Genomic DNA, 22782 nt, shown 5'->3' with positions numbered 1-22782 from the left:
ATAGAAACAAAATCTATAAACAAAAGATGGAACCCTTTAAAGGAGACGACAGCATGAGACGACTTATTCTTATCACATTGATTACAGTAGTGGCTTTCATTCAGACGAATGCAGGTGTGGGAGCGGAAGACAAACAAACTCGGAACAAGGTGAATATCCCGCCTTCCGTTTTAAATGTCGCCAAGGAAAATACGTATCCGAACCCGACTCAAGATCTGCCAATGCTTCAGGCAAGCAAATTTGCCCAACAATTGATTGATTCATCGGATATAAAAATTGAAAATCCAGAACTCATTCATATGCTGAATGAATCAGCGATTGCGAAAGCGCCACTTGCCTTTGGGTATAGAGCGACGATTTACCTTGGCCATTGGGCATTGAATTATGAATCGTTGGAGACATCCCCTAATTGGGAGTATCAAAAGATCAACATGAACTACTATGATAATCGCGGCGGCGAGGTTCCATACCGGATCCGCTATGTCCAAGAAAGTCAAAAGGAAGTGACCGGGGGCTTGACCGCGAAAATTCCAAAGGCTGAAGATGTCCAGAAAATGATGCTGCTAAAAGCAACGGAAAAGACGAATTTGCCACTCGCTTTTAAAACCATCATCGGAGCCGGGACAAAAAAGGATGAAGTATACAATATTGCTTCCAACCGGATTGGTTATTTATCCAGCTATGCATCTGCCGTCAATGAAAAAGGGAAGGTCACCTATGGGGAAGTGTATCTGAACTTGAGGGGGAATAAGCGCACGATTGTGATTAAAAACATCACCTCGCAAGGCATCGGTGCATGGATACCCGTTCAGGACCACGTATCCTTCAGCTTTACGGTTACACAACAGCCAAGATAAAAAAAACTCGCCGGTTTGGCGAGTTTCTTTTTATATAAGGGACTTTCTCGTTTTGAAGTCTTCTTTTGGATAGTAGGCATTTTTGACAAGGACGTTAGGTCCAAGGCATTTGACCGCCGGGCAGTGGCAATTCAATTCATTGGCCAGTTTTGAATTCATCCATGTTTCATACGATTCAGTCAGTGGCTGATCCTGGATATTCCCCAATGTTGGAGCATCGCCGAAGTCGGTCACGATGACCTCCCCGGTGAAGATGTTGACGTTCAGGCGGGATCGTCCATCCGGGTCATTGCGAACCGTCACTTTTTTTGAGCTATAAAGGCGCTTTAAAAGTTCAAGGTCTTCTGGATGGGCATTACAAGGATAGAATGGTAGCGTTCCGAACAGCATCCAGACATTTTCGTCCCGGATATCAAGCAGATGATGAATGGCTTCGCGCATTTTTTCCAATGATAATGTTTCAAGGGCCGAAGCAAAATCACTAGGGTACATCGGATGGATTTCGTGGCGCTGACAGCCCATTTCCTCGACAATCTGTTTATGGATATGCGCAAGATGGGGCAGTGTGCTTTTATTCAGCATCGTTTCAGCCGAAACCAACACACCGGCCTTTGTAAGGGCACGGGAATTTTCAATCATTTTATCGAATAATTTCTTCCGCTGTTCACGGGTAGGTTTACGATCCATCATGGCAAAGCCGACATCAATGAATTCATCAATCGTTCCCCAGTTATGTGAAATGTGAAGGACATCGAGGTACGGGATGATTTCTTCATATCTTTCCAAGTCAAGCGTCAAGTTGGAATTCATTTGGGTGCGAACGCCGCGGCTACGCGCATATTTCAATAGAGGCAAGACATAATTCTTCACTTGTTTTCTTGAAAGCATCGGTTCGCCGCCTGTTATGCTTAGCGAGCGGAGCGATGGGATTTCGTCAAGGCGCTGAATCAATAATTCCAAAGGAAGAGCATCGGGATCTTTCGGTTGCAGTGTGTAACCGACTGCACAATGTTCACAACGCATGTTGCAAAGGGTTGTGGTTGTGAATTCCACATTGGTAAGAGTGAGCTTTCCATATTGATCGACGTCCATATATGCTTCCCAAGGATCATACTTGGGTGTAATTGGTGTTAAGAGATCTTGCTTCAGTATAGACATGTTTAAAACTCCTTACGTAATAATGCACTAACCCATTATGAACAATGGGAACAAAAATTGTCAAATGGCGAACCCCGGACAATAGCTTACCATTGCACTTTGGAGCATTTTTCGTTACGATGGAAGGAAGAACAGAAGGAGAGTGCCTCATGGGAAAATCCATTACAGATAAAAACGACCAATTATCCTATCTTAAGGAACGCCTAACGATGTTCGTGGAGGTTCTGGACCATATCGAACCCGAGAGTACAGACCTGGAAGACATCGACCGTCTAATCGGCATGCTAGATGATCTTGAAGATAAAGTGCAACAATTTAAAACTCGTTCAGAAGAATAATACCTGTAGGATACTATGATTTTTTAAATATGAATATGCTCAAAAGGGATGACGGGATAAATCGTCGTCCCTTTTTATATGCCAATTTTTATGAAGGAAAATGAATTACTTGTTTTCGAAAGATTATGGAAGATGTATAATAAAACGGGTGTCAAGTCATGACTACTTTTGTCGTGATATATCTAGGGGATTAAGAGGGGGAAGAGAAATTTGGATATTCAGAAATTCCAAGAAAGCATGTACAGTCTTATCGTTGAAACTTCAACGAATCTTCCAAAGGATGTTCGTCGTGCGGTCAAGAGCGCGAAACAACGTGAAAATGCAGGTACGCGTTCAGCATTGAGCCTAGCGACCATCACGAACAATATTACAATGGCTGACGACAATGTATCTCCGATTTGCCAGGATACAGGTCTACCGACTTTTAAAATAAAAACTCCTGTTGGTGTGAACCAACTTGAAATAAAAGAAGCAATCCGCAATGCCCTTATTTTAGCGACAAAGGCCGGCAAGCTTCGTCCAAATGCTGTCGACTCTTTGACAGGCAAAAACAGCGGGGACAACCTTGGGGAAGGTCTACCTGTCATGAAATTCGATCAATGGGAAGAAGATTACATTGATGTGCGCCTGATCTTGAAAGGTGGCGGCTGCGAAAATAAAAATATCCAATATAGCCTACCAATGGAGCTTGAAGGATTAGGGAAAGCGGGCCGTGATTTGGACGGAATCCGTAAATGCATCCTTCATTCTGTCTATCAAGCACAAGGTCAAGGCTGCAGTGCCGGGTTCATCGGTGTCGGTATCGGGGGAGACCGTTCATCCGGATATGACTTGGCTAAAGCGCAACTTTTCCGTAGCAATGAAGATGTGAACCCGAATGAAGATCTTCGCAAGCTAGAAGAGTATATTATGGAAAAAGCGAATGAACTTGGAATCGGAACAATGGGCTTCGGCGGCGAAACGACATTGCTTGGCTGTAAAATCGGCGTCATGCATCGCATTCCTGCAAGCTTCTTCGTATCTGTTGCATACAACTGTTGGGCTTTCCGCCGCTTAGGTGTGAAAGTAAACCCGGAAACAGGTGCAATCAACGAATGGTTGTATCAAGAAGGCGAGAAAATCGACTTTGCTCGTGAAGCTGAAAAAGCAGCACGTGAAGAAGTGGCCGTCTCTATCGAAACAGACGTGGAAGCACCACGTGAAATCACGCTTCAAGCACCAATCACGGAAGAGCAGATCCGTGAGCTTCAAGTCGGTGACGTCGTCCACATTAACGGCAGAATGTACACAGGCCGTGACGCCATCCATAAGCACTTGTCTGAAAACCCTTCACCAATCGACCTTGATGGACAGATCATCTACCATTGTGGACCGGTTATGCTGAAGGATGAAGAAGGCAAATGGCATGTGAAAGCAGCCGGACCGACAACAAGTATCCGTGAAGAACCGTACCAAGGCGATATCATGAAACGTTTCGGTATCCGCGCGGTCATCGGGAAAGGCGGCATGGGACCAAAAACGTTGGAAGCCCTGAGTGAACATGGCGGCGTTTACCTTAACGCAATCGGCGGAGCGGCTCAATACTACGCAGACTGCATTAAATCGGTCGAAGGCGTGAACTTCACTGAATTCGGCATTCCTGAAGCCATGTGGCACCTTAACGTCGAAGGCTTCACTGCCGTCGTGACGATGGATTCACACGGAAACAGCCTACACAAAGATGTTCAACAATCATCATTGGACAAACTGTCTCAATTCAAAGAACCCGTATTCAAGTAATAGAAAAAAGACGCTCGCCGATTTGGCTGAGCGTCTTTTTAATTACTCTTCCTTTCTGGGATTGGCATCAGGCGTTAACTCTGGTTCTAGTTCAGTTGCAGACTCCAGCTCCGGTTCCGTTATGGAAGCAGATTCTTGAAAAGACTCAGATTCCGTTTCAGGTTCTGGAAAGGGATCGATTCGTGAAATGTCACTCGAATCAAACCCGCTTCTCACAAAATAGACGAACACTCCTGCACCAAGCGCGAGACAACCGACAAACCCCATCGTAATCAACCATTCCAGCATGACATACGCCCCCCTTTTCTTATGTATATGAAAAAAAGGGCGATTATTACCTGAAAGGAGTACAAACTAACGGAATTTACGGAACATATATTAGAAGGGAAAGGAGGGGATTTTATGCAGAACAATTACTTCCTATACTTCATCGCCTTGTTGACAGGTTTTGCGTTCATTCTTCTTCCTGTGGCAGGCACGATTTTCTCCGGTCTAGGAACATTTCTAGTCGTTATCGGAATCGTCATCGTCCTTGTTTTTGCCATCGCCATCATTTGGCAGGCAGCACAGGCATTATTTAAAGGATAAACAGACTTCGGGGGCCTATCCCAATTTGGGACAGGCCCTTTTTTGCGAGGATTTTATACATACGGTGCGGGAATTCGACTGTTACGACGACTAATTCGACGGTGGGCAAGCGGAATTCGACTTTCAGGGAGATAATTCGACCGTCAACCGAGATAAATCGACGTTTACCCATTTGAAGCTGGCCACCGGTGCGGGAATTCGACTGTTAGACGATTAATTCGACGGTGGGCATGCGGAATTCGACTTTCAGGGAGATAATTCGACCGTCAACCGAGATAAATCGACGTTTACCTCATTTGAAGCTGACCACCGGTGCAGGAATTCGACCACGCGGGTAGATAATTCAACCACGGCGAGCCATAATTCGACCACGAGCAAGAATTATTCAACCACAAACTAGAATAATTCAACCACACACAAAATCGTGCATATAAATCCTTCCGTTTCAAACACTAAGAAAAAGGAAAATGGGGGACGATTCAATGAAAAAGATGGCGATGATGTCGGCTATTCTCTGTATACTCTGGTCTTTGGCGGGCCCGGCTTTTGCAGAGTCCTATAATTGGGGCTTCAATAAAGGGAAAAACGGAACTCCGGCGGATGCGGGTAAAAATTTCAATGAGATGCTGCCTAAATATGAAGCGATTTATAAAGGAGATACCTCGAAAAAGGATATTTACCTAACATTCGATAATGGTTATGAAAATGGCTATACGGCGCAGATTTTAGATGTGCTAAAAAAACATAAGGCACCGGGTGCTTTTTTCGTCACCGGCCATTATTTAAAGACGGCGCCTGAACTTGTCGTCCGGATGGCGAATGAAGGCCATATTGTCGGAAACCATTCATGGAACCACCCAGACATGACGAGCGTGACAGACGGAGTCATTCGCACCGAATTACTTCGGGTCAAGGATGCGACGGAAAAATTGACGGGGCAAAAAGGGATGAATTATTTACGGCCGCCGCGTGGGGTTTTTAACGAACGGACGATGAAAATTGCCCAACAAGAAGGCTACTACCATATTTTTTGGTCACTTGCTTACAAGGACTGGGTCGTCGACGAACAGCGTGGAGCGGCTTTCGCCCATGATGAAGTCATGAAACAGATCCATCCGGGAGCGATTTTACTGTTGCATACGGTTTCAAAAGATAATGCTGAAGCACTCGATTCGATTCTGACGGATCTTGAGAAACAAGGGTACACATTCAAAAGCCTGGATGATTTAATGATAGAAAAACAACTGCCGAACAGGATGTTGTATTAACATGAAAGGCGGAACCTGACTAGGAAAATCAGGTTCCGCTTTTTGCCATTATCCTCAATAACAAGTAATATTTTCGAAAACATGCTATAATACCTGGAAAACTGCTAAAAGGATGGATCGCTTGTGTGGACGGAAAAAGTAGAGGTCCAAGGACCCTATAATTTTGATCTTGTACTCGAACGATTATCGTTAGACCCACTTCAAGTAGTTGATTTTATGAACAGGACGGTAAAAGTTCCATTATATATAGAAAAAGTACCAACCGTTATACACGTACAGGCAATCGGTGACACCGAAGACCCGGTCTTCGTCATCAAAGGCCAATCAGAGGAAAACAAACCAAAGGCGCTGCAACGCTTAAAAAAAGTTTTTCACTGGCATGAGCCATTGGCGGCCGTTTCCCAGCACTTCCTGGAGTCAGATTTACGGGACATTTTCGAAGAGCACCGTGGCACGGCCATTGTCCTTGACTTCGATTACTATAGTTGCCTCGTCAAATGCATCATTCACCAGCAATTGAACCTGGCTTTTGCTCATACATTAACGGAACGGTTCGTTAAAACTTTTGGCTACCAAATCGATGGTGCCTGGTTTTACCCGACACCGGAAACGACTGCGCAACTTCAGGTCGAACAGCTGAGGGCGATTCAATTCAGCGGCCGAAAAGCGGAGTACGTCATCGGTTTATCTCAGCAAATCGTCCATGGCCACCTTGATGTGGATGAGCTGGACCAGCTATCCGATCAAGAGATTATGGATACACTTATAAAAATACGCGGAATCGGCAGATGGACGGCGGAAAACTTCCTGCTATTTGGCTTAGGGCGACCGAACCTTTTCCCAAAAGCCGATATTGGCATCCAAAATGCCCTGAAACAATTATATGGCTTACCGCAAAAGCCGACCCAAGAAGAAATGGAAACCTACAGTGTGAAGTGGGCCCCATATCTAAGCTACGCTTCCCTCTATTTGTGGAGAAGCATCGAAAAACGGAGTGAAAAGAAATGACAAACTTTCAAGATACAACCCTAGAAGTAAACCAAACCTTACCCTTAACGATTAAACGCCTTGGCATCAACGGAGAGGGAGTCGGCTATTTCAAGAAGAAAGTCGTCTTCGTCCCAGGTGCCCTTCCTGGTGAAGAAATCGTTGCGATGATCACAAAAGTTCAGCCCAATTTTTCCGAAGCAAAAATCAAAACGATCCGGAAAGAATCACCGCACCGCATTGCCGCACCATGTCCAGTCTACGAACAATGTGGTGGCTGCCAGCTGCAACATTTAAGCTATGACCAACAATTGGTCGAAAAACGCGATATGGTCATCCAAGCGATGGAACGCCATACGGACTTCCCAATTGATTCATTGGATATCCAAGAAACGATCGGCATGGAAGATCCTTGGAACTACCGCAACAAAAGCCAATATCAAGTCGGCCAGAAAGATGGCAAGCTGATTGCCGGGCTTTACGGCTTGAATTCCCATACATTGATCGATATCCCGAACTGCCTTGTACAGCATAAGGCAACGAATAAAATCACCCGTACGGTGAAAAAGATCCTGAAGAACCTGAACATCTCGATCTATAATGAGAGAAAAAGAAAAGGTGTCATCCGTACGATCATCACACGCGTTGGATTTGAAACGGGCGAAGTGCAAGTGGTCTTAGTAACGGGAGCGGAAGAGATTCCACAAAAAGATCAATTGCTTAAACAAATCCGCGACCAATTGCCAGAAGTGAAATCGGTCGTTCAAAACGTCAATAACCAAAACACATCGCTGATCTTCGGCGAAAAAACGATCCACCTTGCTGGAGAAAAAGTCATCAACGAAACATTGGGTGACCTATCATATGAACTATCGGCGCGCACGTTCTTCCAATTGAACCCGGTTCAAACGGTTCGCATGTATGAAGAAGTGAAAAAAGCGGCAGCCCTAACCGGTACGGAAAAAGTCGTCGACGCTTATTGCGGCGTAGGGACGATCGGACTTTGGTTATCGGAAGATGCAAAAGAAGTGCGCGGCATGGACGTCATCAAAGAATCGATCGAAGACGCCAAGAAAAACGCCATCAAACATAAACGCACCAACATGCACTACGAAACAGGAAAAGCTGAAAACATCCTGCCACGCTGGATCAGAGAAGGCTGGAAACCAGACGTACTAGTCGTCGATCCACCAAGAACCGGCCTGGACCAATCGTTATTGCAAACGATCCTGAAGGTCAAACCAAAAACCATTGTGTACGTATCATGTAACCCATCCACATTGGCAAAAGACCTGCATGAATTGAGTGCTCTATATAACGTAGAAACCATGCAGCCTGTGGATATGTTCCCGCAGACATCTCATGTTGAAGTTGTCACGAAATTAACGTTGAAAAAGTAATCCAGATAAATAAAGATGTCCCATTCAGTCTCGGTTTTCGGTTCACTAACATGACCGAATTCCGGGCCTTTTTCATGGCGGCCCTTGGCTGGACTTTTAGAAGGCAGAGAAAATTTTAAAATAGTGGGAAACTGGTTCACATAGCCTGGTAACCCTAAATGAGAGGACTTGGATATAAAGATGAAAGATAATTTTTGGCGTGATTTACCACGACCTTTTTTTGTACTGGCACCAATGGAAGAAGTGACGGATGTTGTGTTTCGCCATGTAGTGGCTGAAGCTGGCAGACCCGATGTGTTTTTTACAGAGTTTACAAACTCGGAAAGTTATTGTCATCCTGAGGGGAGACAAAGTGTGCGTGGGCGATTGACCTTTACGGAAGATGAACAACCAATGGTTGCCCATATATGGGGAGATAGACCTGAAAACTTCAGGGAAATGAGCATTGGTATGGCAGAGCAAGGGTTTAAGGGAATCGATATCAATATGGGCTGTCCTGTCCCTAATGTAGCAGGAAATGGGAAAGGTAGTGGCCTGATCTGTCGTCCCGAAGTCGCAGCAGAATTAATCCAAGCAGCAAAAGCAGGCGGATTGCCTGTTAGTGTAAAGACAAGGCTTGGTTACACGGAAGTGGACGAATGGCGCGACTGGTTAACACACATCTTGAAACAAGACATTGCGAACCTTTCCATCCATCTACGTACAAGGAAAGAAATGAGCAAAGTGGACGCTCATTGGGAACTAATCCCGGAGATCAAGAAACTTCGTGATGAAGTGGCACCCGATACCCTTCTAACGATCAATGGAGATATCCCTGACCGCGAAACTGGCTTGGAACTCGCTCGTAAATACGGCGTGGATGGAATCATGATCGGACGCGGCATTTTCCACAATCCATTTGCCTTTGAAAAAGAACCGAAAGAGCATACTAGTAGGGAATTGCTTGGTCTCTTAAGATTGCATATGGACCTTCATGATAAATATTCAGAAATCGTACCACGTTCGTTCAAGCCCCTACCTCGCTTTTTCAAAATCTATGTCCGTGGATTCAGAGGAGCAAGTGAACTGAGAAACCAATTGATGAACACCAAATCAACAGATGAAGTGCGCGCATTGCTTGATGCTTTTGAACATCCTGAAGTGGTGGAGGAACAGTAGGAACTTAATCAGACCTGGAATTCGGTAAAGTAACATTCCCGAATCCGGGTCTTTTTTTATATAGTAGTTTGTCCTCACTCCTTCTCAAGAACTCCCATATTAAAAAATAGCATGGATGGATCCAACCTTTGTGATTGATTATAAAGGTTTATTTTTGTTACAGTAAATTACATGCAATGGTAAAATAGTAATAGAATGTTACAAAACTTTTTTATCAGGAAGGAAGATTCTTAATGGAAAAGCAATACTTTAATCTGATGCAATTTTTTGATGGGTATGTACGAAATTACCGAAGAATGAATCTGGCCAAATTACATAACCGTTCAATGTTTACGAAACGCGAAATAGATTACTTTGCCAATCTAGGTGAGATGTTGGGATTTGATTCATTTATCGAAGATACCAAGTTTGATAAAACAATGGGACGTTCAAGACCGATGGATTTGTCATGGTGGAAATACGATGGGAGAGTTGATGAAGAAAATTTTTTATACCTTGCCCTGCATTTAGAAAGGGAGTCTATTTGGACTAAGGATATGGAGACAATCGAAAAACTCTTTTCAGATACAGAAGAAGGGTTTATTCCACATAATGTGATAGGTATCCAATACATAGAATCGGTAGACAGAATGGAATCTCTTAATGAATTAATTGTTCAAAAGAACGTAGTGCAGAACTCGAATGTTCTAATGATCTATCGTTATTATGACGCTCTATTTGATGTACAAAGAGTTTATGCATATAGCTTTACTCCCAATGGCTTAAAGGAAGTGAGGAAGGCTATCTGTGACAAGGACGATTCTGGCTACTGGTTTATGTCATTTGAAGAAGAGTATGCTAATTTTCGAAAAAATAAAGAGGCCACTAATATAATGCAATAAGAACAGGAATCACAAATCAATTTCTCAATCATTTCAAGAATTGAACCAAGAGTAAGGAACTCAAATATCCATTTAAAATAACCTGTCTACTTTAGGCAGGTTATTTTTTCAGTTGATTTGCCTGCCTTTAACTAGTACTTGAAAATGTAATAGAAATTGCCATACTCTATTGGTGCTTTTATCATTGTTATTGCTTTGAGTTTAATTTTAGTTGTATATAATTAGTAAAGAAACAGATGGGGGCTTTCAAATGATACATATTGTTTTCGGTGCATCTGCTTCAGGGAATGTAAAGTTCTTTTTAAGGGAATTGGGTCTTGATAAAAGGGAGAAGGTTATTTCTTTTTGGGACATGTTTTCAATCGGGCCCGTGTGGCAGCTGCATGAGGAAAAGGGGATTCAAGCTAGGTTTGAGTGGATGAAGACGTACATACATGACGAATTTGATGAATGTCCCGATTATGAACAGAAGTTTGAAAAGACGATCCAACAAATACATTCTATTCCTGAAGGAAGTCATCTAACCATTTGGACTTCTTCTAATGCACATGAACAGACAGGATTGAGGTTGATTGTTTATCTTTTAAAAGAAAAAAATCTGGATATTAGCCTTATTAACACGACAGAAGCGTACGAAGAACTGTTTCAAGTGAAAAAGGTGAAATATACACCACTTCATACAGGTGAAATTCCCTCTGAAAAGCTTCAATATATATATGAACAGGGTAAAAGAACGTTATGTACTGACCATGATCGAGAAGATTTAGAAAAAGAGTGGCAATTCCTTTCAGATAATCAAGAAACGTTAAGAATATGGAGAAATGGAAGGATTCAGAGCGTTCCTGAAGATTATTATGATGAGTTTATTATGAAGAATGCCAAAAAGCTACATGGCCAACAAAAGACTAAGGATTTTATGATATCTGCAAGGCTCATTGGTGAGGTGTTGGGGCATTTAGATCAGTATGTAGGGGATGCGTTTCTTGCTTGAATGTCGACTGAAAAAGCTGGTTGAACAAGGGGTATTTGAAACGGAAGGTCATCTTGAAGCTATGCGATTTTATAAGGTTAGGTTAAAACAGGATAGCTGAGGAAGAGAATAGGAACGGATCTCTTTTTTATCGAAATCAGGGGGGACAAGAATGAAGTTAATCAAATGGATCACGATTCCTTTATTGGGATTGATCCTTGCAGGATGTGTGGATTCCACAGCGCGGGTTGAAATAAATAAAGATAAAAGTGCGGATCTCTCGCTTGAAGCAGCCATGGACGGTGATATGTATGCGCTGGCCGGTCCCTATATTGAAAAGGCACTGAAAGGGACGGATTACAAGCTGGAACAAGGCGAGAATGCCATCAAGGTGTATAAACATTACCCTTCTCTTGAAGCGTTGAGCTCTACTCAGGACGGATCAGGTGAGAGTAAGATTTCCGTGGATGAGAAGGACTCTTTCTTTTATACAGCCTATGATGTGAAGGCATCCGTTGATTTACAAAGCCAGCTTAACCGGTACATAGGGGAGGTAACCAGCAACACCTTCATACAATCCATCATTCTTCAAAAGTTGGACCAATCGGATCTTAAACTGGAAGTAGCCCTTCCGTATAAGCTCTTTGGCTCAAATAATGCCGATGAGGAGAATGGCAATACCCTATCCTGGGACATCTCGACAGCTACTGAAACGCCTGTCGAGTTTGAAGTGATTGTTCCGAAGGTTAAAACGATCGCCACTACGGCGGGAATTATGGTTGTCTTCATTATCGGGGCCGTCATCTTGATTGTGAAAGGCAAGAGAAAGAGGAAATAATAGAGGGAAGACTTTCATGCCGCATGTTGTGATCAAGAACTAAATATAGCGAGTAATCAATGTGATGAAAAAGGGGGGCAGCTTAATGTTAGTATGACTGCCCTTACCCTTATTTTCTTGTGAAAATGAACAATAATTACCTTAATAAAAGTAAAATCTATATGACATCTATCAACCTGACAAGTCTTTTTCTTGTCGGTTTTTTTGTATGTAAAGATGAAAAAAATCAAATGACGATCGGTAAGCATATTAGCCCAAACCATCAGTGTATTGGTCGTCTCTATTTACTGGATAATTCCTTCACCATTAATATATGTGGGATACCGTCTTCCATAAATAGATCGGAAGAAGTCTGATATCCGAGGTTTTCATAAAAGCCTTCTGCCTGTTTTTGTCCATGCAATTTAACTTTGGACACTTCATTTTTTTCTGCTATTTCTTCTAATGCTTTTATGATTAGTTTTCCATACCCCAATTTACGGTAAGATTTTAAGATGCAAATTCTTTCTAATTTACCAAAGCCATCAACGGTTCTTATTCTGCCTGTACCTACTGGTAGTTCATTATGATAAGCCAAAATGTGTTCACATTGTCCATCAAGTGAATCGAATTCGTCGAATTCATCTTCTAATGGGACGCCTTGTTCTTCTACAAATACTTTGCTTCTAATATGGAATGCCTGTTTTAGGTCATTCTCTTCGATTATCTTTTTTACTTTCACTTTTCTTCGTCCCTTTCTCCACTGTTTCAACATATATCGTACATATTTTTTGTTGCAAATACAACAAAATCCTATTAATATTTGTATTAGCAAATACGAGTTATTGGTGGTGTTGAACATATGAAGGAAGTTCTTCGTGAGATTGGAATGGTAGCAAGGGCCTTGGATTCTATAAGCAATATAGAGTTTAAAGAATATGACCTTACAAAAGGGCAGTATTTGTACCTTGTGCGCATATGCGAGAATCCAGGAATCATTCAAGAACGGTTAGCAGAAATGATAAAAGTAGACCGAACCACGGCAGCTCGTGCAATAAAGAAATTGGAGATACAAGGTTTTATTGAAAAGAGAGAGGATACACATAACCAAAAAATCAAAAAGCTTTTTCCAACTGTAAAAGGGGAAAGTGTTTATCCTTTCATCAGAAGAGAACATGAATATTCGAATATGGTCGCATTAGCTGGATTGTCCGAAGAAGAAGTGGAAACCCTTTTTTCTCTTCTTCAAAAAGTGAGAAAAAATATAGAGGTAGACTGGGATTTTGTGAAAAAGGGAAACAAGAGAAATTATTGATAAGTAGAGGAGCGGAATATTACAATGACGATACATATACGAAAGTGTACCCTTGAAGATTTGCCACTACTCCAAGAGATTGGCCGCGAAACATTTAATGAGACCTTTAAGGATCTGAATTCCCCCGAAAATATGAAGGTTTATTTGGAAGGGGCCTTTAATTTAAACCAACTAGAAACGGAATTATTCAATCCCTCTTCGGAATTCTTTTTTATCTATTGTCAGACAGAAATCGCCGGGTATTTAAAGGTGAATGTCGATGAAGCCCAGACAGAAAAGGAGGGTGATGAGTCACTTGAAATTGAGAGGATTTATATAAGAAAGGAATTTCAAGGGCAGCGATTGGGTCATCATCTTATAAATAAAGGAATAGAAATGGCGAAAGACCAGAGTAAGAAGAAAATCTGGTTAGGCGTTTGGGAAAAAAATGAGGGGGCCATCAAATTTTATGGAAAAATGGGCTTTACTCAGACTGGAAAGCATTCCTTTCACATGGGAGATGAAAAACAAACCGATCTTGTTATGACTAAAATACTTAGGTGAATTGATGATTTAATATAATTAGTTAAGGAAATCTAAGTAGTCATTTTCACTCAACCTGACAAGTATACTGTCAGGTTTTTTCAGTTAAAATATTTTTTTGACAAGACCTCAGCAGTTTCTACCTCCGAAAATTTACAGTTTTAAACCATACCCACGGGGTAAAGTATAAGAGAGTTAGGGTATTTTATCCTAAGAGGAAATATACGAGAATAGTGCCGGTTGCCCGGTTCTTATTCATTACAACGGAGGTTTTTTCATGACAACTAAGAATAAAGTAGCGATAATCACAGGAGCAGGAAGCGGATTAGGACAAGCTACAGCGGTTCGAATGGCTGAAGAAGGAGTCAATATCGTTGTAGTGGACGTTAATGAAAAGGGTGGGAAGGAAACGGTTGAAATGGTGAAAAAATTAGGAGTCGATTCTTTTTTCATCAAAACGGATGTTTCCAAAGCAGAAGAAGTGAAGAACTATGTGGATCAAACAGTGGAGAAATTCGGGAAGATCGATTATTTCTTTAACAATGCAGGGATCTCTGGTAGCGGTAAGTACTTCTTGGATACGGCGGTAGAAGAAATCGAAAAAATCGTTCAAATCAATTTAATGGGTGCTTTGTACGGCGTTCGTTATGTAGCCGAGGTCATGGTGAAAAATGGCGGTGGATCGATTGTCAATACGGCTTCAAGTGCCGGTGTGATCGGACAAGATTCAGTGGTCACTTATTCCGCTACGAAACACGGGATTGCAGGGTTAACTAAGTCCATGGTGGCTGAATACGCGAAAGAAGGCTTGCGCGTGAATGCGATTGCCCCAGGACCTACTGAGACACCGATGGTCAAGGCTTTCTATGAAGCAAACCCGGCCATGAAAGAGAACGCAACGAGCGGGATTCCTCAAAAACGATTGGGAACTCCGGAAGAGGTTGCGGAACTTGTAACCTTCCTATTAACGTCTAAAGCAGAATATATCAATGGAGAAGTTATTCGCATTGATGGTGGATTTACTAATACCAAATAATCATAGATCAGCAAAAAGCCTGTTTCGATTGGAACAGGCTTTTTGTATGCTCACTTATATGGCATTCACCTCTCAAACTGGAAAACTCAACGGAGCGTTTGTTGCCGGAATGGGTCATACCTCTTATGATGTAATGAGTAGGGGGTGAATCAATGGATACTAGCAAAGTGGGCCATTTGATTTTACGATTGCGGAGGGAAAAAGGGTTCACGCAAAAGGAATTGGCTGACAGGATGAATCTTTCTGATCGGACCATTTCAAAATGGGAGCGTGGCCAAGGGTGTCCGGATATTTCCCTGTTACCGGAATTGTCCTCCCTCCTTGGTGTGAATATTGAACATATTCTGGAGGGCGAACTCGCTTCCAATGATTTTGTAGGAGGAAATATGAAAAGGTCAAACTATTTTGTGTGTCCATCTTGTGGGAATATTACCTTAAGCACCGGTAATGCATCTGTTTCTTGTTGTGGAAGAAAGTTGGAGGCACTTGTACCAAAGAAAGCGACGGACGAGGAAAAGCTGGAAGTTACACAGGTTGAAGAGGATTGGTTCATTTCAAGCAACCATCCTATGACCAAAGAGCATTATATTTCATTTATTGCCTTTGCTACAGGAGACCAGGTCCAACTTATCAAACAATATCCGGAATGGGGGCTGCAAACCCGCATTCCGAAACGGAAACACGGCATGTTGCTTTGGTACTGCACGCAGCATGGGTTGTTTTATCAGTTGATTTAAGGAGAAAAAAAATCAATCTATAAAAAAAGTTCTACCAACAGGCAGTCAGCCCTTTAATAGGGGCGCTGCCTTTTTACTGTGGATAAGTGAATTGGAAATTTGAGAAGTATTCACATGATATTGTATGATGAATGATAGGATCTTTTTTAATGATAGAACGGAAATATGGTATGTAAACCATACATAGAGGGGGAAGGGCAATGGAAATTGGGTTGACTACATTTGTTGAAACGACGCCGGATGTAGAAACGGGTAAGGTACTTAGCCATGCTGAACGTATACGTGAGGTAGTGGAGGAGATTGTATTGGCGGATGAGGTGGGGCTGGATGTCTATGGAGTGGGCGAGCATCATCGGAGGGATTATGCGGCTTCCTCACCAGCCGTCGTATTGGCCGCCGCTGCTTCACGGACAAAACGGATCCGTCTTACCAGTGCTGTGACGGTGCTGTCTTCAGACGATCCCGTACGAGTGTTCCAGCAATTTTCGACACTTGACGCGATTTCGAATGGACGTGCGGAAATCATGGCGGGCCGGGGCTCTTTCATCGAGTCCTTCCCGTTATTCGGGTATGATTTGGACGATTACAATGAATTGTTCGATGAGAAGTTGGATCTGCTGTTGAAAATCCAGCATTCCGAAAAGGTGACATGGAGTGGGAAGCATCGTCCTTCCATTCAAAATCGTGGGGTTTACCCGATTCCTGTTCAGGATCCTTTGCCTGTTTGGATTGCGAGCGGCGGAACTCCTCAATCCGTTGTTCGCGCTGGCATGCTTGGCCTGCCACTTGTTCTTGCGATTATCGGCGGAAGCCCGAGACAGTTTGCTGGGCTCGTCCAACTGTATAAAAGGGCGGCCAAAGAGGCGGGGCATGACCCAAGCAAGTTGCCGATTGCTTCCCATTCACACGGATTCATTGCCGAGAGCACCAATCTTGCGGCAGAGAAATTTTTCCCTTCCACTCAGAAAGCGATGAACGTGTTAGGAAGAGAACGTGGGTGGGGAGAATACACCCGTGAAACCTTCGATTCGGCACGCAGTTTAGAAGGTGCCCTGTATGTAGGTGATGCGGAAACCGTGGCGAAAAAAATCATTCACCTTCGTAAAACCGTGGGAATCACGCGCTTCATGCTGCACGTTCCCGTCGGATCGATGCCGCATGATGATGTGATGAAAGCCATCGAACTACTGGGTAAAGAGGTGGCTCCGATAGTACGGGAGGAAATTGCGAGATGGGAAGCAGAGGGTGGCGAGGAATCGTAAGCCTTTAAAGCGATTCACCCAAACTTAATGTCGGATCCATCTTTTTTAGGTATAATAAAACATACAGTACACTTACAGCATCCGGGAATCTGTAAACGATTCTCGGATTTTCAGTTGCCTTCGTTTTTAGTATTGGAAGAATTTACTCGGGCAATGATAATGAGGAAGCTACTGAAATAGGTGCGAATATAGGAGGTTTATGGATGCATAATCATGATATTTTAATCAGAGTACGATATGCTCTCGATATAAAAAATAAAGATATGGTAGAGATTTTCAAACTTGGTGGCGTGAACGTGACACAAGAAGAAGTGATGGAGATGCTGACCAAGCCAAAAGAAGACGACTATGACGAATACGAAGACGATGATGTCGATTTTTACGAATATGAAGAAGAAGAAGATACAATCAAATGCAATAACAAGATGATGGAGTCCTTCTTGAATGGCCTAATCATTTTCAAAAGAGGCAAACAAGAGCCAAAACCGGGACAACCAGAGAGCCCGGCACCAACTGGCAAGGAAAGTGTGAACAACGTCCTGCTGAAGAAATTGAAAATCGCGCTCACGCTAACAAGCGAGGATATGATTGAAATCCTGGGAGATGCAGGAGTCAACATAACCAAAGGGGAATTAGGCGCCATTCTACGAAAAGAAGGCCACCGGAATTATAAACAGTGCGGAGACCGTTATGCTCGTAACTTCTTAAAAGGGTTAACTTTGAAGTATCGGGGATAAGTAAAACGCATCTGATTGTTTCAAGTTGTGCATAAGATGTGGATGAAGGCTTGAGTGATGAGGAGAGATTCTTGTTGCTTGAGCCTTTTTGTGTATAACATTTTTTGGGTTAAATGTGTTAGAACACAATACTGTATTTTACATGGAGCATTATAAAAGGTCTTCTGCACAGACGACATAATATAGCCAAATCAAAACGTATAATGAAGGCAGGCCCTAAAATTAAAGAGCTCTGCCTTTTTTTTATTTCCATATAAGTTCTGCATTGGAACCTTAGTGTACAATGATATAAAGTAGCTAAAAGATTGTGGAACTACAAGGGAAAAGGTGTGTCAGGGATGATTATATATGAGGCGATTAAAAGTGAATTCCTTCAAGATGTTTTTGAAGATAAATTAATAGATAATATCGTAAATAATTACGCGGAGAAAGTTGGCCGCATTAATAAAAGTGAATTAAGATCTTGGGATAATTCGATGAAATACATGCATCTTGTCCTGTTAGATAAGGAAATACCTGATGACGCTGGTGTCGCTATAGAGTTCAAGATTCCTTATACATCAAAGCGAGTCGACTTCTTGATATCTGGCAGTAATGATACGAATCAATCTATTGTAATTGTTGAGCTTAAGCAATGGCAGGATGTTGAGAAAGTGGATGGAAAAGAAGCGATTGTTAAGACATTCCTTGGTGGTGGAGTGAGGGAAACCACTCACCCATCTTATCAGGCATGGTCGTACGCGGCGCTAATTGAGGACTACAATGAAAATGTCCAAGATAATCAGATGGAGTTGTATCCATGTGCTTATTTGCATAACTATATTAAAGTGGATGACGATCCTATTATTGATGAAGGCTATCAATATTATGTGGAGAAGGCTCCCATTTTTCGAAAAGGTGATGCGGCTAAGCTTCGAGAATTCATCAAGACTCATATTAAATTCGGGGATAATAAGGAAAACCTATACAAAATCGAGAATGGCAGGATCCGTCCCTCTAAATCTTTGCAGGATTCCCTCCTTAATATGTTGAAGGGAAATCAAGAATTCGTCATGATTGATGACCAGAAGGTTGTCTACGAAGCAGCAAAGATGCTGGCCAAAGAAGCGCAGAGATCGAATAAAAAGCAAGTGTTGATCGTCAAAGGCGGACCGGGCACCGGAAAATCCGTGTTGGCCATCAACCTGTTAGTGGAGTTGACGGCCCAAAACATGGTTTGCCAATATGTGACCAAGAATGCCGCACCGCGGGCCATCTATGCTAAAAAGTTAAAGAAGGATTTTCGTAAGGGACATATTGATAACCTCTTTAAAGGGTCTGGGAGTTATATTGATGTTCCGGAAAACACATTCGATGTCTTGATTGTGGACGAGGCGCATCGCTTAAATGAAAAGTCCGGGATGTTTAATCATCTTGGTGAGAACCAGATGAAGGAAATCATTTCTGCTTCTAAATTCTCCATCTTTTTTATTGATGAGCGCCAGCGTGTGACGTTAAAGGATGCTGGGAGCATTGAGGCAATTCAACAATTTGCAGCACAATATAATGCCAGTGTCTCGACTGCCTTATTGGATTCACAGTTCCGGTGCAATGGCTCGGATGGATATCTTGCATGGATTGATGATGTTCTGCAAATACGAAAAACAGCAAATGAAAGCTATATCGGTAGCAACTATGATTTTCGTGTATACAGTGATCCAGTCGAGATGAGGGATGAAATTTTCAGGCTGAATAAGGTGAATAACAAAGCCCGTTTGTTAGCCGGTTATTGCTGGGATTGGAAGAAGGAAGGCAAGAACAACTCACAGATCCATGATATTGAACTGTCAGATCAATTCAGCATGAGCTGGAACCTCGGTAATTCAGACAGCTGGGCAATAGATGAAAACTCCGTTCAAGAAGTGGGCTGTATCCATACATCTCAAGGGCTGGAATTCGATTATGTAGGCGTAATCATTGGAGATGACATGTACGTCAGTGAAGAAAGAATTCAAACGGATTTTACAAAGAGAGCCAAAACCGACAGTTCTTTAAAAGGCATCAAAAAGCTATCGAAAGAAGAGCCGGAGAAAGCGATGCAACTGGCTGATGAGATTATCCGGAACACATATAGGACGCTTTTAACCAGAGGGCAAAAAGGGTGTTTTGTCTACTGTACAGATAAGGAATTGGAAAACTATTTACTGAAGCGGCTTAGAGAAATCCAGGTACAGTACCAACCTAATGAATTTTTCAAAGCGAAGACGAGTGTGGCTGAGGAACAGGGGTCGTATGAGTGATGGAAGTTAGGAATTAGGTAAGGGGAACCTTACCATAAGTAAATGAGGTTACTTCTTAAAGAGTAGTAAACAGGCATATTCAAAACAAACCAGAATATGCCTGTTTTTTAATAAAAAACTTTAGTTTAATAATTTATATTAGAAAATACTTTTATTAAAGTCTTAAATCAAATAGATTTAAAGAAGTAGTATCCATAAGATTTAGAAGCCTTAATTCAGGTGTAGGGCTTACTACACCCATGAAGGCGTTTCTAATTTTATTCTTAGTTTTCTCATCTAAGGAGTCAATTACAGAGGGAGAAAAATATACATTTTCGCTATATTCAGCTAAACAAAATGTGATATATCTAAAGAGTTTTTCATCATGTTTATTGTTTCTTAATTGTGAAAATATATTTTCATAACAAGTATCTTCTTTCAATCTTGATATAATAATCATTGTTGAACTTTCTTTGGGAATAACAGAGATATACATGCTAGGTATGAACAAATTTTTGTCATAATTATAAATATCTGCTGCAATGTTTCCCTCCAAATCTATCCCTACAGCTACAGAAGTAGTAGCGGTAAAGCCAACTTTAAACGGAACTTCTTTAACAAAGGATTCTAATTGATCAAATGATTTTTCAACATAAATATTTTTAAATCTCTCATATTCTTTCCAAGAATCTCTAATATTAAGTTCGGTGTTATAAAAGTTTGTGTATATACTAGGCACTTTAGTAGCTTGAGCATGCTTTTTAAAAAGTATGGAATAACTTTTTTTTAATCTTAATTTTCTATGTAATTCAAAACACAAAGCTCTAAATGCAAACCAATAATTTTGTTCAGGTGTTTCTTCATATTTTTCATCTTCAATACATTTAAAATATTCTTCATCATGTTTTTTACAGAATCCAGAAAAAATACTAGCCTTATTTTTACCTAAAGGTATAAATTTTAATTGAGGAAGCATTGAGTTTTGACCAATCTCTAGGCTTAATGTGTAAACATGATTTTCAAAAGAAATGGTATTTAACACTCCATTATTTTGAATAGAGTGTGCTCCTATAACATTTTTGCTGCACTCAGATGTATCAAAACCAAAGCACATTTTAAACTCAGTATCTCTGAATAATTTCTGCCCCTCAGAAGTAAGACGAGCTGCGCTATATTTAGAAGAATCGATTTTAAAGTCTTTACTTTTAGCATAGCAACAAAATTTATATTTTTTTCCACTTTCACAAGGACACTCTTCGTAAGGTTTAAATTGATATTGTTTTGCTTCTTTTAATGGTGCGAACATTATTGAAACCACCTTTAAATAAATATCATATATCTTACACTTTATATCATTTGAGGTTTTTAAGGTAGTACTTATAAACTTCAAAGACTTGTAATGAAAAAAATACAATGAACTTGAAGCATACCAAACATATTTACAGATTAAACTTAACGACTTTCATTTATAGTGTTAATCTTTTTTTGGCAAGTGTTCTACGAAATTCATATTATATAATTGGAAAATTTTCTAGAGGTTATTACATAATAAATTTTTATAGGATGAATAATAGAATGAATGGAGATAGATATACTTCAAGAGGGATTTACTTGCAAGCATTAATAAGTGTTTTTGAATCTGTTAGAACAAATAACTTTTTTGCTTAATGTACCCTGTCACTACATATACGTCCGACAATATAAAAGGAAGAATTACATCAAAGGACAACCTTCCGTTCATACTAAGGTTGGGAGGTATACCGACTTATGATACATATCTGGATAACTGGTCTTTTATTATTTGCTCAACCCGTCGAGCCCTCTGACAGCTTAACGGTGACCCAACAAGGGGAACCCATAGCTAGTGTTAACCGTGAAAACTTTTCACTGCCTCTTCCTGGTACTCCGATGATTGATGATGAAAAGTTACGTACATTCATCGATAAACTCGATCAACAAGTATACAGAGCTCCAATAAATGCGAGGCTTAATGATCAGGGAGGAATCGTTCCAGGCCAGGTAGGTTACAAACTGTATCGACAGGCGTTTAAGGAGCAGTTTTATGCCTATTTCTTTGGTAAAGGACCCTCTAAGATAGAAGCACCAGAAATGGATGTTTATCCTAAGGTGGATAGTGAAATACTTGCTCATATTCGGCACCAGAAGATTGGTCAATACGTGACTTATTTTAATTCTAACAATAAAAGTCGTTCACATAATATCTCACTTGCGGCAAAAGCCATTGATAATCACGTTGTTTTTCCTAATGAGACGTTCTCATTTAACCAAGTTGTTGGGAAGAGAACGAAGGATAAGGGATACATGAGTGCTCCCATTATTGTTAGAGGTGAATTGTCTGAAGGGGTTGGTGGCGGGATTTGTCAGGTGTCATCCACCTTATTTAATGCTGTCGATCGTGCCGGTCTCCGGATTGACCAGCGCTATTCCCATAGTAGGCGCGTACCTTATGTGCCACCCGGACGTGATGCGACCGTAAGCTGGTACGGACCTGATTTTCGTTTTCAAAACAAATATAACCAGCCTGTATTGATTCGGGCAAAACGATACGGAGGAAGTATGATCGTTACACTTTACTCCTCTGACATGATTAATAACGAACAGAAAAAAGTTCCTAAGGCTCCATCTCAGTTACCGAAGGAAATAAAAATTAAACCATGATAAAGAATTCAACGAGGAAGCGATTGCTGAATGAT

Annotated in this window: 23 protein-coding genes; 19 read left to right on the top strand and 4 right to left on the bottom strand. The window is 41.4% G+C overall.

The genetic code is table 11. The features are described from left to right. Positions 1–53 precede the first annotated feature (53 nt). Positions 54–857 carry a YfkD famly protein gene (locus ACIQXR_RS10190; protein WP_402871767.1) on the top strand — a complete coding sequence of 268 codons (804 nt, stop codon included), beginning with the start codon at positions 54–56 and terminating at the stop codon, positions 855–857. Between the two features lie 30 nt (positions 858–887). Here ACIQXR_RS10190 and yfkAB read toward each other — a convergent pair whose 3' ends face one another. Further along, positions 888–2009 carry a radical SAM/CxCxxxxC motif protein YfkAB gene (gene yfkAB / locus ACIQXR_RS10185; protein WP_402872303.1) on the bottom strand — a complete coding sequence of 374 codons (1122 nt, stop codon included), beginning with the start codon at positions 2007–2009 and terminating at the stop codon, positions 888–890. Between the two features lie 155 nt (positions 2010–2164). On the opposite strand from yfkAB, the gene ACIQXR_RS10180 reads away from it, so the two are divergent. Further along, the gene (locus tag ACIQXR_RS10180; RefSeq protein WP_402871764.1) at positions 2165–2353 is read left to right on the top strand and encodes an SE1561 family protein; all 189 of its coding nucleotides are present in this window, start codon (positions 2165–2167) and stop codon (positions 2351–2353) included. 210 nt (positions 2354–2563) lie between these two features. Continuing rightward, on the top strand, positions 2564–4132 hold the full coding sequence (locus ACIQXR_RS10175) for a fumarate hydratase (RefSeq protein ID WP_402871761.1): 1569 nt from the start codon (positions 2564–2566) through the stop codon (positions 4130–4132). A 42-nt stretch (positions 4133–4174) separates the two neighbouring features. On the opposite strand, the gene ACIQXR_RS10170 is transcribed toward ACIQXR_RS10175, so the two are convergent. Next, positions 4175–4420 (bottom strand): hypothetical protein, encoded by a 246-nt coding sequence (locus tag ACIQXR_RS10170; RefSeq protein WP_402871759.1) that lies wholly within the window; start codon positions 4418–4420, stop codon positions 4175–4177. A 114-nt stretch (positions 4421–4534) separates the two neighbouring features. On the opposite strand from ACIQXR_RS10170, the gene ACIQXR_RS10165 reads away from it, so the two are divergent. The 8 genes from ACIQXR_RS10165 (at position 4535) to ACIQXR_RS10130 (ending at position 12222) form a co-directional block, all read left to right on the top strand. Further along, complete coding sequence (locus ACIQXR_RS10165) at positions 4535–4720, top strand: hypothetical protein (RefSeq protein ID WP_402871756.1); 186 nt, start codon at positions 4535–4537, stop codon at positions 4718–4720. 482 nt (positions 4721–5202) lie between these two features. Continuing rightward, positions 5203–5988: a delta-lactam-biosynthetic de-N-acetylase gene (pdaA, locus tag ACIQXR_RS10160; RefSeq protein WP_402871753.1), complete on the top strand. Its 786-nt coding sequence runs from the start codon at positions 5203–5205 to the stop codon at positions 5986–5988. Between the two features lie 123 nt (positions 5989–6111). Then, complete coding sequence (locus ACIQXR_RS10155; RefSeq protein ID WP_402871748.1) at positions 6112–6996, top strand: DNA-3-methyladenine glycosylase family protein; 885 nt, start codon at positions 6112–6114, stop codon at positions 6994–6996. Further along, entirely contained in the window at positions 6993–8375 is a 1383-nt protein-coding gene (gene rlmD / locus ACIQXR_RS10150; RefSeq protein ID WP_402871745.1) for a 23S rRNA (uracil(1939)-C(5))-methyltransferase RlmD, read from the top strand. The genes ACIQXR_RS10155 and rlmD overlap by 4 nt, the downstream gene beginning before the upstream one ends. 180 nt (positions 8376–8555) lie before the next feature. After that, complete coding sequence (locus ACIQXR_RS10145; protein ID WP_402871742.1) at positions 8556–9533, top strand: tRNA dihydrouridine synthase; 978 nt, start codon at positions 8556–8558, stop codon at positions 9531–9533. A 233-nt stretch (positions 9534–9766) separates the two neighbouring features. Beyond that, positions 9767–10414, top strand: coding sequence for a hypothetical protein (locus tag ACIQXR_RS10140; RefSeq protein WP_402871740.1), 648 nt, complete (start codon positions 9767–9769; stop codon positions 10412–10414). A gap of 250 nt (positions 10415–10664) precedes the next feature. Next, positions 10665–11405, top strand: coding sequence for a DUF1835 domain-containing protein (locus tag ACIQXR_RS10135; RefSeq protein WP_403079911.1), 741 nt, complete (start codon positions 10665–10667; stop codon positions 11403–11405). A 151-nt stretch (positions 11406–11556) separates the two neighbouring features. Further along, the gene (locus ACIQXR_RS10130; RefSeq protein WP_402871735.1) at positions 11557–12222 is read left to right on the top strand and encodes a hypothetical protein; all 666 of its coding nucleotides are present in this window, start codon (positions 11557–11559) and stop codon (positions 12220–12222) included. Between the two features lie 280 nt (positions 12223–12502). On the opposite strand, the gene ACIQXR_RS10125 is transcribed toward ACIQXR_RS10130, so the two are convergent. Then, the gene (locus tag ACIQXR_RS10125) at positions 12503–12943 is read right to left on the bottom strand and encodes a GNAT family N-acetyltransferase (protein ID WP_402871732.1); all 441 of its coding nucleotides are present in this window, start codon (positions 12941–12943) and stop codon (positions 12503–12505) included. A 120-nt stretch (positions 12944–13063) separates the two neighbouring features. Here ACIQXR_RS10125 and ACIQXR_RS10120 point away from each other — a divergent pair, with 120 nt between their 5' ends. The 7 genes from ACIQXR_RS10120 (at position 13064) to ACIQXR_RS10090 (ending at position 20089) form a co-directional block, all read left to right on the top strand. Further along, positions 13064–13516, top strand: a complete 453-nt coding sequence (locus tag ACIQXR_RS10120) for a MarR family winged helix-turn-helix transcriptional regulator (protein WP_402871729.1) — start codon at positions 13064–13066, stop codon at positions 13514–13516. A 24-nt stretch (positions 13517–13540) separates the two neighbouring features. Further along, positions 13541–14059 (top strand): spermidine/spermine N(1)-acetyltransferase, encoded by a 519-nt coding sequence (paiA, locus tag ACIQXR_RS10115; RefSeq protein ID WP_402871724.1) that lies wholly within the window; start codon positions 13541–13543, stop codon positions 14057–14059. Between the two features lie 256 nt (positions 14060–14315). Then, complete coding sequence (locus tag ACIQXR_RS10110; RefSeq protein ID WP_402871721.1) at positions 14316–15074, top strand: SDR family NAD(P)-dependent oxidoreductase; 759 nt, start codon at positions 14316–14318, stop codon at positions 15072–15074. A 152-nt stretch (positions 15075–15226) separates the two neighbouring features. Then, the gene (locus ACIQXR_RS10105; RefSeq protein WP_402871718.1) at positions 15227–15811 is read left to right on the top strand and encodes a helix-turn-helix domain-containing protein; all 585 of its coding nucleotides are present in this window, start codon (positions 15227–15229) and stop codon (positions 15809–15811) included. 200 nt (positions 15812–16011) lie between these two features. Then, positions 16012–17073 carry an LLM class flavin-dependent oxidoreductase gene (locus tag ACIQXR_RS10100; RefSeq protein ID WP_402871715.1) on the top strand — a complete coding sequence of 354 codons (1062 nt, stop codon included), beginning with the start codon at positions 16012–16014 and terminating at the stop codon, positions 17071–17073. 203 nt (positions 17074–17276) lie between these two features. Beyond that, the gene (locus ACIQXR_RS10095) at positions 17277–17810 is read left to right on the top strand and encodes a YehS family protein (protein WP_402871712.1); all 534 of its coding nucleotides are present in this window, start codon (positions 17277–17279) and stop codon (positions 17808–17810) included. Between the two features lie 338 nt (positions 17811–18148). Further along, complete coding sequence (locus ACIQXR_RS10090; protein ID WP_402871709.1) at positions 18149–20089, top strand: DNA/RNA helicase domain-containing protein; 1941 nt, start codon at positions 18149–18151, stop codon at positions 20087–20089. A 154-nt stretch (positions 20090–20243) separates the two neighbouring features. Here the strand turns inward: ACIQXR_RS10090 and ACIQXR_RS10085 are convergent, their stop codons facing one another. Further along, on the bottom strand, positions 20244–21374 hold the full coding sequence (locus ACIQXR_RS10085; RefSeq protein ID WP_402871706.1) for a YecA family protein: 1131 nt from the start codon (positions 21372–21374) through the stop codon (positions 20244–20246). 461 nt (positions 21375–21835) lie between these two features. On the opposite strand from ACIQXR_RS10085, the gene ACIQXR_RS10080 reads away from it, so the two are divergent. Then, positions 21836–22747 (top strand): VanW family protein, encoded by a 912-nt coding sequence (locus ACIQXR_RS10080; protein ID WP_402871704.1) that lies wholly within the window; start codon positions 21836–21838, stop codon positions 22745–22747. The last annotated feature ends 35 nt before the right edge of the window (positions 22748–22782 follow it).

This window comes from Peribacillus sp. NPDC097224 (assembly GCF_044761985.1).
Classification (GTDB): Bacteria; Bacillota; Bacilli; order Bacillales; family DSM-1321; genus Peribacillus.
The sequence above is the reverse complement of the archived record's forward strand: the minus strand, read 5'-3'. Positions and strand labels throughout refer to the sequence as shown.